Origin of the sequence: Methylomonas albis (genome assembly GCF_014850955.1) — a bacterium.
GTDB lineage: Bacteria > Pseudomonadota > Gammaproteobacteria > Methylococcales > Methylomonadaceae > Methylomonas > Methylomonas albis.
In genome coordinates this window covers 2,215,490-2,229,457 of record NZ_JACXSS010000001.1, presented here as the reverse complement: position 1 = coordinate 2,229,457, position 13,968 = coordinate 2,215,490, and the positions used below count along the sequence as shown (strand labels likewise).

Below are 13,968 nucleotides of genomic sequence, written 5' to 3'. Positions count from 1 at the left end.
AAAGCTTTACGATTCTATCAGAATTCGCCAACCCTCAGCAGCCTGAACAGGAATAGACTCTTGCCACATCAAATACCGACCAGTGTTGCTGCCGTCGATCTTGGTTCCAACAGTTTTCACATGATCATATGCAGTTTACAGAACGGCAAATTACAAACTATCGACCGCTTGAAAGAAATGGTGCGGCTGGCCGCCGGACTGGATCAACACAAAAATCTAGACCCCATCACGCAAGAGCGGGCTCTAGCCTGCCTGGAGCGTTTCGGTCAACGCATCCGTGATTTCGCGCCCAACAGTGTCGCGATTGTCGGTACTAATACTTTGCGCATCGCTAGGAACTCACAACAATTCATTAATAAGGCTGAAAAAGCCTTAGGGCATCCGATCCATATCATTTCGGGCATTGAAGAAGCGCGGTTAATTTACCAAGGTGTGGCCCACAGTCTGGGCAGCAATGCCAATAACCGCTTTGTGATGGACATTGGCGGCAGTAGCACGGAGTACATTATCGGCCGCGATGATATTGCCCATACCAAAGAAAGCCTGAACATGGGTTGTGTCACAGTCAGCCAGAACTTTTTCAAAAACGGTGCGCTGTCTAAAAAATCCTTCCGTAAGGCGATGCTACATGCAGAGCAACATCTGGAACCTTTTCTAAACACTTTCAACTCCAAAAACTGGGACGAAGCCATCGGTGCCTCCGGCAGCCTGAAAGCTATCAGTAATGTCCTACAAACCATGGGGTGGAGTAATAACGGCATTACCAACGAAGGACTGGAACAGTTGGTCGCGCACCTATTGAAATATAATCGAATCGAAGAGATCAGCTTTCCGGCCTTGAGCATCGAACGGCGACCGGTGTTTATCGGTGCGGTAGCAATTGTCTATGCCACGTTCAAAAACTTGAACATCCAGCAAATGACGGTTTCAGATGGGGCATTGCGGGAAGGTTTGGTGCAGGACCTGCTGGGCAGAATTTACAATGATGACGTCCGTTCGCAGACTGCCCAAACCATTGCCGCCCGTTACCACACCGACACCTTCCACAGCGAACAACTCAAAGAAACCTTGCGTTACATTGTTCAGCAACTGGATAGTTTCCCTTGCTTTAACGACAATCCAGCCAGCTTACAGTTCTTGGAATGGGCCGCGGAATTGCATGAGATTGGCTTCGAGATTGCCCATAGCCAATACCACAAACACAGCGCCTATATTATTGCGAATGGCGATTTGGCGGGCTTTTCCAAACAAGATCAGTTGCTGCTATCGAAACTGGTGCGTAGTCACCGCAAAAAACTTAGTTTGAGCCGATTTGCGGATTTACCACCGCCCTGGCGGCAGCATGCGCCGATTATGGCTGTGGTGTTTCGGCTGGCCACGTTGCTGCATCGCAATCGCAATAGTAAGCGCCCTGACTTTACTATCATGATAGATGGTCAGGATATAAAAATAGACTTTCCGGGGCCTTGGCTTGAACAAGCACCGCTGACACATGCCGATCTGAAACAAGAAATGTACTACCTCAAGGAGGCCCGCTTTAATCTTATCTTCGATCAATGCTGAAACTCCTGCTATACACCCTACTTTCACTAGCAATATTGTTCGTAGGACTATTGTTTTTCGCAATCGACGATACGCCTTTGTTAAAAATCCATCATGGCTTGAACCGTGATGATATTCAGCGCGCGAAACTGCTATTGCATGTAGCGCCGGAGGAAAGAGGTCAACTTAAAATAGTTAGTCTGGATCAAAAGGACTTGAATATTGCAGTAAGTTATCTGCTAAACCACTTTGCGGAAAATACAACGCAAATTCAGATTATTAATGACAGATTAATGATACAAATAGCGATATTTGTACCCAAAAGCCCCTGGGGTAGGTATCTCGATTTTAGTTTCAGTCTCCGTCAAGTGGACGACTCCATCACTATCAAGTCCTTGAAAATTGGCGAAATCTCCATTCCCGATCCGGCAGCAAATATCCTGATTCCCGCTATCGTTCATCACACACCGCTCGAACAACATTGGCAACTACTGAGCCAATACGTCAAGAAAGTACGCATTAGCCCACAAGCCCTGGAAATTAGTTATCTAGGCTCCATTGTCGATGCGGCCAAGCAATTGGCTATCCAAAAACATCGGGATTATCCAAATCTGCATCGCTATCAACAGCAAATTAACGAAATCGTTGGCCAACATGATCCCAATTGGCGCCTGTCGTTAACTGATTTGCTACAACCACTGTTTCTAACGGCGTATCAACAAACCCCGGAGGACGATGCGATTCAAGAAAATCGGGCGATTATCATTGCGGTTGGCAGTTATATCTATAAACACGACTTACGCCGTTATCTGCCTCTGGGCTTGGTATACAGTAAGGAATATCCCGTATTTGCATATAAACGAGTGGATATACCTCAGCATTTTATTGCTTCGGCACTATTGGCGATCATAGATTCCTCATTGCTAGGCGAGCAAATCGGCATAGATAAAGAATTGGGAGATGCGCAAAAAGGTAGCGGCTTCAGCTTCGTCGATCTGACTGCGGATCGGGCGGGAACCCGATTCGGTCAAATAGCCGTTGCATCAATCACAAAAGCCAGAGAATTACAGAAAATAATGTCTAGCACTAAAGATTATTCGTCCATCATCCCGGAAGTACAGGATTTACCCGAGAATATGGATGAACAAACGTTCACGAGCAAATTTCAGTCCATAGGAAGTTCCGCATACAACGAACTCATCCAACAAATTGATGCGAGGATTTCAGCCTTGCCGCTATATCGAATAATGGGGTCTTAATTTTTAATACCCAGCACCCAAACCAGATCTGACAACGCCACACTACTCTGGTTTGCTATGGGCTAGATTTTACTATTAGCTAAAAATTGATTCGAACGAATAGCCGCTGCTTTCAAGAATTTCTTTGAGGCGTTTCAAACCGTCCATTTGTATCTGTCTAACTCTTTCGCGAGTTACACCCAGCTCAAGCGCAACTTGCTCCAGAGTTGCGTTTTCGAAACCACAAAGACCGTATCTGCGGCAAATAACTTCACGCTGCTTCTCGGCAAGTTGATAAACCCAATAAGTGACATTATTTTGGATGAAGTCATCTTGCAAAATTTCAGCTGGATTACGGCTTTCTTCTTCGGAAATGGTTTCCAACAGAGGTTTATCAAAATCCTTACCGAAAGAAACATCAACGGATGTGACCCGTTCGTTAAGTTTAAGCATTTTACTGACGGTTTTAGCGGGCTTATCCAGATGCCGCGCTATTTCATCGACAGTTGGTTCATGATCAAGCTGTTGTGCTAAATTGCGCTGCGCTTTCAAATAAATGTTCATTTCCTTAACAATATGAATCGGCAGACGAATGGTACGGGTCTGGTTCATAATGGCTCGTTCTATGGTCTGTCTGATCCACCACGTTGCATACGTTGAAAATCTAAAGCCACGGTCAGGATCGAATTTTTCTACCGCTCGGATCAATCCCAAATTACCTTCTTCAATCAGATCAAGCAGAGGCAGGCCTCTGTTTAAATAGCGCCTGGAAATTTTCACAACCAGACGTAAATTACTTTCAATCATGATTTTTCGGGCTTGTGGATCGCCTTGCTGAGTGCGTCTGCCGTAAATTTTCTCTTCGTCAGCAGTTAACAGTTGGGATTTACTAAGTTCATTTAGATATGCTCGCGTAGCATCAAAAGTACTTTCGTTTTGCGATTCGTTACTTTCTATCTCGACCAGCTTAAACGTTTCATTCGGATCGATTTCTACAACTTCGTCATCGACATCATCAAAAGAAATGAAATCTGGAACATCCATATCTTTAATTACATCTATCGTTTCTTCCATCATGATTAATCTCCCAGGTATTTTGGCTTGCTGATTCTGTTATTTTTATTGGTAAGTGTCTCGCCGTATAACTATTCAAATGCGTATAAGATTGAAACCCAACAATGGAGCCTGCCCTGTTAGCTGTCTAAACCACCTCAGCCAACAGAAAAAATCTTAAGAACATCATGCCTCTTTTTTCCAGTTTCCGTTCTATTCAACCCGAGGACACAGACCTTAACGGCGAGTGCCAGTATAACTTTAAAAGATTTATCTTATAAATTGAATTTACTCATATTTTTGTGGTCCACATCTCTTTTTTGAGTTTTATTCATAACGCCCTACCTAGCCGTTTAAAGGCTAAAATCAGCAAAATGAAACCAAAATATGAGCCACTTCTAAATTATGAAAATAAGAAAGTGATACCCATCACATATATTTAAAGAATTATAAGTATTCATAATTCTGAGACAAATTTCAGGCCATATCTTTTCACCGGACTAACAATGTTTTTTTGGCTTGATTAATTTGGGCCGCCAAATAATCTGAACCACCTCGATCAGGATGAAACCGCGAAATAAGTTTCCGGTGCGCCTGAATAATTTCTTCTTCCGTTGCGCCGGGCCTAAGCCCCAAAACCCCTAAAGCTTCAGCTTTTGTCATGCTGGCTTTTCGAGCGCCCCCTGGAGCTGACTTACCATCTTGTGGACTGCCAGATTTGAATCGCCGCCAAATGCTATGAAGTTGCGGAGCATACCTCAATATGAGAGGCATCGAGCGCAGCAAAAATGCGAAGATTACGCCGAATAATGCGAGCAGACCACTAAGCTTTCCACTAAGCATCAAGACGATGAAAATCAGCGCAGCGGCGGCCCAGGCTAGTTGTTTAAGACGTTTGCTACGCAATTCGGCGGGGGCCTTCATAAACCCAGGCAGCATTAAAATTGCCACTAGCGCTACCAACAACATCACTATGCGTATCACCGACTCTCCAAACGCTTCAACCAATGCACATCATAATAACTTAGAATACTGGCAGTTCGACAATCGTAGAGATACTCATGTTCACCCCACCAGTCCTCGGCTTCGCGGCCGCTAGCGGCACCGGTAAAACCAGTTTATTGACAAAACTTATCCCGATACTGAAAGCACATAATCTGCAAATCGGTGTGATCAAACACAGTCATCACGACTTCGAGATTGATCAACCCGGCAAAGATAGTTTTCGGCTGCGCGAAGCGGGCGCCACTCCTGTTATGCTTATCTCCCAATACCGGCGTGCGATAATTAGCGAACTGCCTGCTGATGCTGACATTTCGCTAGCTGAACAAATTGCCCTATTTCCCAAAGCGGGTCTGGACTTGATTTTGGTAGAAGGGTTTAGGCACGAGAGCTACCCGAAAATAGAACTCTGCAGACCTAGCCTGGGCAAACCGTTACTTTATCCAAAAGATCCGTCGATTATCGCAATAGCGAGCGATCAACCTTTATCTATAACGGCGGCTTTGCCATGCCTTGACCTAAACGATCCGCAGGCCATCGCCGAATACATTATCGAAATCTTTCTAAAGCGCCAACGTGACTGACATCTGTTATCCCAACAAACACAATTTATTAAGCGTCCAACAAGCGCTATTGGAAATCCGCAAAGCCATCGAGGTCATCACCGATCTGGAAGTAATCGCTTTGCCCCAGGCGCTAGGCAGGATACTTGCCGATAGCGTGGTCTCACCTATCGACATTCCTCCACAACGTACCGCAGCGATGGATGGTTACGCGTTTGCCGCGAGCGATATATCTGCCGGGCATCCGCCTAAAATGCAATTGATAGGCACCGCTTGGGCCGGACAACCGTTCTTGGCGCCGCAGATGCCGGGCCAATGTGTCAGAATATTTACTGGCGCTGTGGTCCCTTCATTCGCAGACAGCGTTATTACTCAAGAACAAATCGAAGTGGATGGTAACACTGTATCACTTCCCCTGGATTGGCAGCCGTATAAGAATATACGCGCGGCCGGCAGCGACGTTAAACAGCATGAGGAGTTAGTTAGCGCACCCAAAAAGCTTACCGCTCGCGACCTCAGCCTGCTGGCCGCAGCAGGCGTCGACAAAATCAGCGTCAAACGCAAACTCAGAATAGGCTTTTTCTCGACAGGCGACGAATTGGTACCATTGGGGGAACCGCTTGCCACCGGTCAAATCTACGACAGCAACCGCTATTTGTTAGCAGGATTACTGTCCGACCCAAACCATATGGTCAGCGACTTGGGCATCGTTGTCGACGATCAATTTAAACTTGAACAAACCTTCAGGCACGCAGCCCAGCAACATGATGTCATCATATCTACCGGTGGCGCATCGGTTGGAGATGCGGATTTTGTCAAACAAACTCTGGAAAAATGCGGACAGGTGAGTTTCTGGAAACTGGCAATAAAACCCGGAAAACCGCTGGCTTTTGGCAAAATCGGCGAGTGCTGGTTTTTCGGTTTACCCGGCAATCCTGTCGCCGTTTTAGTCACTTACGAGAAATTCGTAAAACCAGGCTTGGAAAGGCTTGCTGGTGCGCCAGCCACGCAGGCGTTGCGTTTACGAGTCCGGTGCGACAGCCCGCTAAAAAAATCGCACGGGCGTCAAGAATATCAACGTGGCATCCTGTGCCAATCAGCCGACGGTGAATTAGTCGTCCGTCTTGCCGGTCAACAAGACTCTCATCAATTGAAAGTTGCCAGTCAGTCTAATTGTTTTATTGTAATGGATGCGGCCAGCAGCGGCATTGATGCGGGTGAGATGGTGACAGTGGAGCCTTTTAGCGCGGTGCTATGACCGCTAAAGCGCTACTTATGCAGTACCAGCCGGAGTGTTCTACACGTTCCGGCTGAAAAACTCGAAACTTCCGCGCCTTAATCGAACGGCAGAATACGTGCCTAAGCAGTGGCTTCCGCAAGATCTCCTAAATAACCATGTTTTCTTGCCAGATATTCGTCTACGAATGCCTGCATCGGCTCGGCTTCATAATCGCGCAAACCGCTGACCGCTAATTTTTTGCAGCCAGAACCAACCACTTCTTCACCGCATTTGATTTGGAAATAAAGATAAGCTGTGGCCCGTTTGCCGTTGACTTCCATTTTCGGCTCCAGCATTTCCAAGCGCGGTTCGTGAAAGTCCATCCGGTTTAAGGTCAAGGTCATGCTTTCATAGATCACCAAAGGCCGATCTATATTGAACATCACTTGCTCTTTAGCCAATAAAGGTACCAACACATACGGGAAATTCTGCCCGGAAAAAGCCACATAATCGCGGATCAATGCCTCGATTAAAGCAGGATCGCGGATCACATCGCCAGAGCGTTCAATCTGCAAATAGGTCTTACCTTGGTTGTCGGTGACATCGATTTTTTCGGCGTCATCATCAGGAAAGTTCAACAACACGCCGTGACCGACCATACCGGAAAAAATGAAATGCATGTTCTGACTAAGACCGTATTTATCCAGCACCAGCGAAAACAACAAATCGCCAGGCACGCAAAAGCGTTTGGCGTCTTCGTCGTGCAAGGGGTTGAAGTCATGAGCAACTTCCTTAGCAAACATGCTGGCCTGTGCGGCGCTGATAGCGACACTGCCATCCTGAATGGCATAGTATTCTTTTAAAAACATAAATTTATATATTATTTAGTAGCGTGGAACAGACGGATCACAAATGACGGACCAGGCATCGATACCGCCTTTCAAATTAATCAAGTTTTGAAATCCGGAGTTCTGCAAAAAATTGCAAGCTTGCTGACTACGCATACCGTGATGGCAAATCACCACCACATCTCGATCGGCAGGCACCTCATCGAAGCGTGCCGGTATTTGCTGTAGCGGTATTAACACGCTACCGGCAATCTTAGCGTAGGCGAACTCATGAGGCTCTCTAACGTCCAGTAAAAATACCGACGGGTCGTCCTGTAAACGCTGTTGTAGCTGTTGCGGGGTATATTGGCTTATGGGCATATGAATCTTTCCAGTCTTTGAAGCGCGGCAGTCATTCTATCGATTGAGGCGGTATATGCAAATCGAATGTGCTGATTGGCCAGGTAATGACCAAAGTCTTTGCCGGGTGTTACCGCCACCCCTTCTTGTTCTAGCAGCTGCCTGGCAAACTCAAAACTGTCGTCGGTAAACGCACTGCAATCGGCATAAATATAAAACGCCCCTTGTGGTTTACAGGCTATTTTAAAACCCAAGCACAGCAAGTTGTCGTAAAGAAAATCCCGACGCTTTTCAAACTCGTCGCGGCGGCTATGCAATTCGGTCATATTTTCAGCGCTGAAACAGGCCAAAGCCGCGTATTGAGAATGGGTAGGCGTAGAAATAAAAATATTTTGCGCCAGTTTTTCCACAGCATCGATAAAATATTCCGGCACGATCAACCAACCGATGCGCCAACCGGTCATGCCAAAGAATTTGGAGAAACTATTGATCACAAACACATCGTCGCTGAATTCCAACGCGCTGCTGACTGTTTCACCATAAACCAGTCCGTGATAAATCTCGTCGGAATAAAAACAACCTCCTAAGGCGTGGGTCTGTTGAATCGCATCACGTAGCGCATCGTTACCTATGAGGGTACCGGTAGGGTTTGACGGTGAAGCAATTAATACGCCTTTACTGGCCGGCTGCCAGTGCTGTCGAATTAATTCGGCATTCAGTTGATAAGCCGTATCTGCGCCGACATTCACAAACTGCGTTTTACCGTCGAATAGTTGTACAAAGTTATCGTTACAGGGATAACAAGGATCAGCCATCAAAATTTGTTCGCCGGGATTTAGGCTGATACCAAACGCCAGCAAAAACGCGCCGGAAGCGCCAGGCGTAATGAAAACCCGTTTTGGATCCAAATTTACCCCGTATTGCGTCTGGTAGTAATCGGCAATACTGCGACGCAATTCCGGCAATCCGGCCGCAGCGGTATATTTGACTTCTCTACCCTGCATAAACACCTTACCAGCGTCCAAAATTGCCTGCGGTGTCTCGAAATCCGGCTCACCGATTTCCATGTGAATAATGTCGCGACCTTGCTGTTCGAGTTGCTTGGCGCGTTGTAATAATTCCATCACATAAAATGAGCTGATGCCGCGCATTCGCTCGGCGACGTGGTGTTTCATGTCCAAAATCCGTTAGTAAAAAGCGCCTTCATCATAACAAACTTCTTGCTTGCCCCCGGCTATTCTGTTAAAAAGCCCCGATTTTTTTATAGACCGCCAGGAGTCATTGGATGAACAATTCTAACCCTGCCGCATCGGAATTTACTTTTAAGCCTTATGAAGAAACAGAAGGCGAAGAGTACATGAACGAGGCGCAGTTGAGCCATTTTTCCGCCATCTTAAACAAATGGAAATCCGAGTTAATGATTGAAGTGGATCGTACCGTCCACCACATGCAGGACGAAGCGGCCAACTTTCCGGATCCCAACGACCGGGCTACGCAGGAATCAGAGTTCAGTCTGGAACTGCGCACCCGCGACCGCGAACGCAAATTGATCAAGAAAATCGATGAGTCGTTGAAGGAAATCGAATCCGGCAACTACGGCTACTGCGAAACCTGCGGCATAGAGATAGGCATTCGCCGTCTGGAAGCCCGTCCAACCGCCAACCTGTGCATCGATTGCAAAACACTCGATGAAATCAGGGAAAAACAATTGGGTTAATTCTGCCCAATTCCGCACCGTATATCGGCCGGTTTGCGCCATCGCCAACCGGCCCGCTTCACCTCGGTTCTTTATACACCGCACTCGCCAGCTATCTGGATGCCCGTCGTCATAAAGGGCGATGGCTTTTGCGAATCGACGATCTCGATACGCCTCGCAATATGCCAGGTGCCGGTGACGAAATCCTATATTGCCTGCAAAGCTTTGGCTTGTATTGGGATGGCGAGGTGGATTACCAAAGCGATCATCTCGAGCAATATGAACAAGCCATTGTCCAATTGCAAAACCAGCATGCGCTTTACCCTTGCACCTGTAGCCGCAGTTTGTTGGCGAATTCGCCGCTGATTTATCCGGGCTATTGCCGGACAAATGAACAATCGGCCCACGCACCTCATGCCTTGCGTGTTAAAACGACTGATGTTTCAATTGATTTTAGCGATGCCTTACAAGGTAAAATCAGTCAAAATCTGGCCAGCGAGTATGGCGACTTTATCGTCAAACGCAAGGACGGCATCATCGCTTACCAATTGGCTTGTGTCGTCGATGATCAAAGACAAGCGATTAATCAAGTGGTAAGAGCTTGCGATTTATTGGATTCAACACCCAAGCAGCACTATTTGCAGCGTTTGCTGGGTTACCCGTCGCCGCGATACATGCATATTCCGTTGATTGTCGACCGAGAGGGCCATAAGCTGAGCAAACAAACCCGCGCCGAAGCCGTTAATCCAAATCAAGCCGGACCAACCTTGTTTCTGCTGCTAACCTTACTCAAGCAAAATCCACCGCTCAATTTGCGGCTGGCCGCAATCGACAGTATTCTGGAATGGGCCATCGAACATTGGCAAGCCGAGCGCTTGACGAACACCCAAGCCGTCTCTGGCTTACAACACAATTAATAACGTTCAAAGAAGGAGGTTACGTTATGTCAGACCAAAAGATTTATCCGGTTAACCCGCAGATCGCCGCCAGCGCACATATTGATAGCGCTAACTATCAGCGACTCTATCAACAATCAATAAACGAACCGGAAACTTTTTGGGCCGAACAGGCCACCGAATTTTTGGATTGGCATAAACCTTGGCAAGAAGTATTGCAGTACGACTACCCCAAAGGCGAAATTCATTGGTTCAAAGGCGGCCAGCTTAACGTCACCGTCAATTGCCTGGATAGACACCTGGAAAAACGCGGCGATCAAGTCGCGCTGATTTGGGAAGGCGACGACCCAAGCCATGACCGTAAACTGACATACCGCGATCTGCACACCCAAGTTTGCCAATTTGCCAATGTTTTAAAAGCCAATGGCGTACAAAAAGGCGATAGAGTCTGCATCTATCTGCCGATGATCGCCGAAGCGGCTATAGTCATTTTAGCCTGCGCCCGAATAGGCGCGGTGCATTCCATCGTCTTCGGCGGTTTTTCCGCCGACGCGTTACGTGACCGTGTCATCGATGCTGATTGCCGCTTGTTGATCTGTGCCGACGAAAGCTATCGCGGCGGCAAAGTTGTGCATTCCAAATTGAATGTCGATAAAGCCGCTAATCAGTGCCCCAACCTGAATACCATCATTGTTATCAAGCATACCGGCCACGACATCCCTTGGACCGCAGGCCGCGATATTTGCTACCACGAAGCGATGCAAACCGCATCAACCGACTGCGAGCCGGTGATGATGGACGCCGAAGATCCTTTGTTTATCCTGTATACCTCTGGATCCACCGGCCAACCGAAGGGCGTGCTGCACACCACCGGCGGTTATTTGCTGTACGCGGCGATGACCCACAAATATGTGTTCGATTACCAGGAAGGCGACGTCTACTGGTGTACCGCCGACATTGGTTGGATTACCGGCCATTCCTACGTGCTGTACGGGCCGTTATGCAATGGCGCCACCAGCTTGATGTTCGAGGGCGTACCGACTTATCCGCATCCGGACCGATTCTGGCAAGTCATCGACAAACATCAGGTCAATATTTTTTATACCGCGCCGACCGCGATTCGCGCACTGATGGCACATGGCGATGATTTTGTAACCCGCACCAAACGCAGCTCATTGCGCATTCTGGGCAGCGTCGGTGAACCGATCAACCCGGAGGCCTGGGAATGGTATTACCAGGTGGTAGGTAGTAAACGATGCCCGATAGTGGATACCTGGTGGCAAACCGAAACCGGCGGCATCCTCATCACGCCGTTACCTGGCTCGACGCCATTAAAGCCCGGATCAGCCACATTGCCGTTTTTCGGCGTAAAACCGGCGATACTCGATCCAGATGGAAACCTCCTAGAAGGCGAAGCGGAAGGTGTTCTGGTACTGACTTATCCATGGCCCGGTCAAGCTCGTACGATTTACGGCGATCACGCGCGCTTTGTCGACACCTATTTCGCTAAATTCCCCGGCTATTATTTCGCCGGTGACGGCGCGCGGCGCGATGCGGACGGTTATTACTGGATTACCGGCCGCATCGACGACGTTCTAAATGTATGCGGCCACCGTTTGGGTACCGCAGAGATCGAAAGCGCATTGGTATTGCACGACCTGGTAGCCGAGGCTGCGGTAGTCGGTTTTCCGCATCCGATTAAAGGCCAAGGGATTTATGCTTACGTCACCTTAAACGTCGGCATCGAAGGCAACAGCAGTCTGAAAGGCGAATTGAAGGATCTGGTTCGCGAAGAAATCAGCGCTATCGCCCTGCCCGATCTCATTCAGTGGGCACCCGGCTTGCCGAAAACTCGTTCCGGCAAAATCATGCGCCGCATCCTGCGTAAAATCGCCGCCAACGAATTTCACGATCTCGGCGATACCTCAACCTTGGCCGATCCTTCCGTAGTGGAGCAATTAATTGCCAACCGTCTGAAATTGCCTTAAGGTGAAAACCCGCCTGGCTTTTGCCTATTTCAGTGTCATTCTGGTCTGGACCACTACGCCACTGGCAATTAAATGGAGCAGCATAGGCGTCAGCTTCGTGTTCGGGGCGATGGCACGGATGTCCACGGGCTTGGCCTGTCTGCTGTTGCTATTGCTGTTATTGCGCCGGCGTATACCCCTCAATCGCCGGGCGTTAATGACTTATCTGGCGGTAGCGATTCAGCTTTACGGCAGCATGTTGGTGACCTATTGGTCCGCACAATTCGTGCCGTCCGGCTGGATTTCGGTGATTTTCGGTTTAAGCCCGTTCATGACCGCTTTCATGGCGGCCGCGTATCTGAAAGAACATAGTCTGGGCTGGGGTAAGTTATTCGCTTATAGTTTGGGTATGGGCGGACTAGTGGTAATGTTCAGCTCGGCGCTGGAATTGGATGAACTAGCACTACAAGGCGTGATTGGCGTGCTGGTGGCTACCTTTATCCATGCGTCCAGCGCGGTGTGGGTCAAGCAGATTGACGCGCGTTTATCGGCTTTACAATTGGTTACGGGCGGATTGTTAATCGCGGTGCCATGCTATATCGGTACCTGGTATTGGCTGGATGGCGGAAACTTGCCTGAAAATATTCCACCGCAAACCCTGTATTCAATTGCATATCTCGGTGTGATTGCCACAACTCTGGGTTTTGCTTTGTATTATTTTGTGTTGGCCAACATGCAAGCCACCAATGTGGCGATGATGAATCTGATGACGCCTGTCATGTCATTGGGGCTTGGCTACACGGTAAATCATGAGCCATTGACGTTGAAAACCATGGCAGGCACCGCGCTGATTATGTGCGCGCTGTTGATTTACGAAGTCGTCAATCGCCGACAACAACGGAATGGCGGGTAATCGCCATTCCGCCGTCTGAGAACTAAATCTTGCTGACGCGTTGTTGCAGATACGCGGCGAATTCGGCTTTAATTTCCTCATGCAGCAAACCGTACTCGACGTTAGCCAACAAGAAACCGAATTTTGATCCACAATCGTAACGGTTGCCTTCAAATTCGTAAGACAACACTTGCTCGTCTTTCATCAACGCAGCAATCGCATCGGTCAATTGAATTTCGCCGCCGGCACCACGACCGGTATTTTCGATTTTTTCGAAAATCGCCAGAGTCAGAATATAGCGACCAACAACGGCGATGTTAGGCGGCTGATCTCCACCGTCAAAAATGGACAGATCAAGAAGCGAGTGATTGATAAAAATGGGTTTCAAAATCTATCGGACTTAAAAAGCGGTTGGTTGAATGTAACCTGATGGGATTGTAATCCGTTTCGATAGATTCAAATACGGCCTGCCGGATTGATTCACGAAACGTGGGGATAATTTTGGTAAAGGCTACGGAGTCGGATACCACAACCACAATCCCTACTATGGGCAGATCAATGCCCTTCTTCGGCGGCAAAGAGGATTTCTTTGATCATGGCGGTTATCTGCAGCATTGGGTTGCGGCTATTTTCTCATCTGATGATTTTTTCGAGGCACCCAAATGTAGCTGTACTTTTGTCGTATAATTAACTGTGCAGATAAATATTACAGA

General features: G+C 47.9%; 14 protein-coding genes and 1 pseudogene. 9 read left to right on the top strand and 6 right to left on the bottom strand.

Features of this window, described 5'->3' with window-relative positions; genetic code table 11:
- Positions 1–60 precede the first annotated feature (60 nt).
- On the top strand, positions 61–1,563 hold the full coding sequence (gene ppx / locus EBA_RS10275; RefSeq protein WP_192374638.1) for an exopolyphosphatase: 1,503 nt from the start codon (positions 61–63) through the stop codon (positions 1,561–1,563).
- Positions 1,557–2,801, top strand: a complete 1,245-nt coding sequence (locus EBA_RS10270) for a hypothetical protein (RefSeq protein ID WP_192374637.1) — start codon at positions 1,557–1,559, stop codon at positions 2,799–2,801. Before ppx ends, EBA_RS10270 begins: the two co-directional genes overlap by 7 nt.
- Positions 2,802–2,876: 75 nt before the next feature.
- On the opposite strand, the gene rpoS is transcribed toward EBA_RS10270, so the two are convergent.
- Together rpoS and EBA_RS10260 are read right to left on the bottom strand one after the other, a co-directional pair.
- Positions 2,877–3,857 (bottom strand): RNA polymerase sigma factor RpoS, encoded by a 981-nt coding sequence (gene rpoS / locus EBA_RS10265; protein ID WP_192374636.1) that lies wholly within the window; start codon positions 3,855–3,857, stop codon positions 2,877–2,879.
- Positions 3,858–4,325: 468 nt separating this feature from the next.
- Positions 4,326–4,841 carry a DnaJ domain-containing protein gene (locus EBA_RS10260; protein WP_225616095.1) on the bottom strand — a complete coding sequence of 172 codons (516 nt, stop codon included), beginning with the start codon at positions 4,839–4,841 and terminating at the stop codon, positions 4,326–4,328.
- Between the two features lie 53 nt (positions 4,842–4,894).
- Here EBA_RS10260 and mobB point away from each other — a divergent pair, with 53 nt between their 5' ends.
- Both mobB and moeA read left to right on the top strand, forming a co-directional pair.
- On the top strand, positions 4,895–5,419 hold the full coding sequence (gene mobB, locus EBA_RS10255; protein ID WP_192374635.1) for a molybdopterin-guanine dinucleotide biosynthesis protein B: 525 nt from the start codon (positions 4,895–4,897) through the stop codon (positions 5,417–5,419).
- Positions 5,412–6,656 carry a molybdopterin molybdotransferase MoeA gene (gene moeA, locus EBA_RS10250; RefSeq protein ID WP_192374634.1) on the top strand — a complete coding sequence of 415 codons (1,245 nt, stop codon included), beginning with the start codon at positions 5,412–5,414 and terminating at the stop codon, positions 6,654–6,656. The genes mobB and moeA overlap by 8 nt, the downstream gene beginning before the upstream one ends.
- Before the next feature lie 101 nt (positions 6,657–6,757).
- Here the strand turns inward: moeA and EBA_RS10245 are convergent, their stop codons facing one another.
- The 3 genes from EBA_RS10245 to EBA_RS10235 are packed head-to-tail and all read right to left on the bottom strand — an operon-like array spanning position 6,758 to position 8,979.
- Entirely contained in the window at positions 6,758–7,486 is a 729-nt protein-coding gene (locus EBA_RS10245) for a DUF3581 domain-containing protein (protein ID WP_192374633.1), read from the bottom strand.
- A gap of 15 nt (positions 7,487–7,501) precedes the next feature.
- Positions 7,502–7,825, bottom strand: coding sequence for a rhodanese-like domain-containing protein (locus EBA_RS10240; RefSeq protein WP_192374632.1), 324 nt, complete (start codon positions 7,823–7,825; stop codon positions 7,502–7,504).
- Positions 7,816–8,979, bottom strand: coding sequence for a pyridoxal phosphate-dependent aminotransferase (locus tag EBA_RS10235; RefSeq protein ID WP_192374631.1), 1,164 nt, complete (start codon positions 8,977–8,979; stop codon positions 7,816–7,818). Before EBA_RS10235 ends, EBA_RS10240 begins: the two co-directional genes overlap by 10 nt.
- Before the next feature lie 110 nt (positions 8,980–9,089).
- Here EBA_RS10235 and dksA point away from each other — a divergent pair, with 110 nt between their 5' ends.
- From dksA to EBA_RS10215, 4 genes are read left to right on the top strand one after another with little or no spacing between them, the layout of a single operon-like run.
- Complete coding sequence (gene dksA / locus EBA_RS10230) at positions 9,090–9,521, top strand: RNA polymerase-binding protein DksA (protein ID WP_192374630.1); 432 nt, start codon at positions 9,090–9,092, stop codon at positions 9,519–9,521.
- Complete coding sequence (gene gluQRS, locus EBA_RS10225; RefSeq protein ID WP_324615378.1) at positions 9,512–10,417, top strand: tRNA glutamyl-Q(34) synthetase GluQRS; 906 nt, start codon at positions 9,512–9,514, stop codon at positions 10,415–10,417. The genes dksA and gluQRS overlap by 10 nt, the downstream gene beginning before the upstream one ends.
- Before the next feature lie 26 nt (positions 10,418–10,443).
- Complete coding sequence (gene acs, locus EBA_RS10220) at positions 10,444–12,384, top strand: acetate--CoA ligase (protein ID WP_192374629.1); 1,941 nt, start codon at positions 10,444–10,446, stop codon at positions 12,382–12,384.
- Position 12,385: 1 nt separating this feature from the next.
- The gene (locus tag EBA_RS10215) at positions 12,386–13,276 is read left to right on the top strand and encodes a DMT family transporter (RefSeq protein ID WP_223146663.1); all 891 of its coding nucleotides are present in this window, start codon (positions 12,386–12,388) and stop codon (positions 13,274–13,276) included.
- Between the two features lie 22 nt (positions 13,277–13,298).
- Here EBA_RS10215 and EBA_RS10210 read toward each other — a convergent pair.
- Positions 13,299–13,580, bottom strand: a pseudogene (locus EBA_RS10210) (UTP--glucose-1-phosphate uridylyltransferase); the annotation flags it as partial.
- A 221-nt stretch (positions 13,581–13,801) separates the two neighbouring features.
- On the opposite strand from EBA_RS10210, the gene EBA_RS10205 reads away from it, so the two are divergent.
- Positions 13,802–13,942 carry a hypothetical protein gene (locus EBA_RS10205; RefSeq protein ID WP_192374628.1) on the top strand — a complete coding sequence of 47 codons (141 nt, stop codon included), beginning with the start codon at positions 13,802–13,804 and terminating at the stop codon, positions 13,940–13,942.
- Positions 13,943–13,968 lie beyond the last annotated feature (26 nt).

Coding starts and splice junctions, on each gene's coding strand:
- EBA_RS10205 (WP_192374628.1), top strand. CDS start 13,802: ATGGGCAGATCAATGCCCTTCTTCGGCGGCAAAGAGGATTTCTTTGAT.
- EBA_RS10240 (WP_192374632.1), bottom strand. CDS start 7,825: ATGCCCATAAGCCAATATACCCCGCAACAGCTACAACAGCGTTTACAG.
- mobB (WP_192374635.1), top strand. CDS start 4,895: ATGTTCACCCCACCAGTCCTCGGCTTCGCGGCCGCTAGCGGCACCGGT.
- EBA_RS10245 (WP_192374633.1), bottom strand. CDS start 7,486: ATGTTTTTAAAAGAATACTATGCCATTCAGGATGGCAGTGTCGCTATC.
- rpoS (WP_192374636.1), bottom strand. CDS start 3,857: ATGATGGAAGAAACGATAGATGTAATTAAAGATATGGATGTTCCAGAT.
- dksA (WP_192374630.1), top strand. CDS start 9,090: ATGAACAATTCTAACCCTGCCGCATCGGAATTTACTTTTAAGCCTTAT.
- acs (WP_192374629.1), top strand. CDS start 10,444: ATGTCAGACCAAAAGATTTATCCGGTTAACCCGCAGATCGCCGCCAGC.
- EBA_RS10235 (WP_192374631.1), bottom strand. CDS start 8,979: ATGAAACACCACGTCGCCGAGCGAATGCGCGGCATCAGCTCATTTTAT.
- EBA_RS10270 (WP_192374637.1), top strand. CDS start 1,557: ATGCTGAAACTCCTGCTATACACCCTACTTTCACTAGCAATATTGTTC.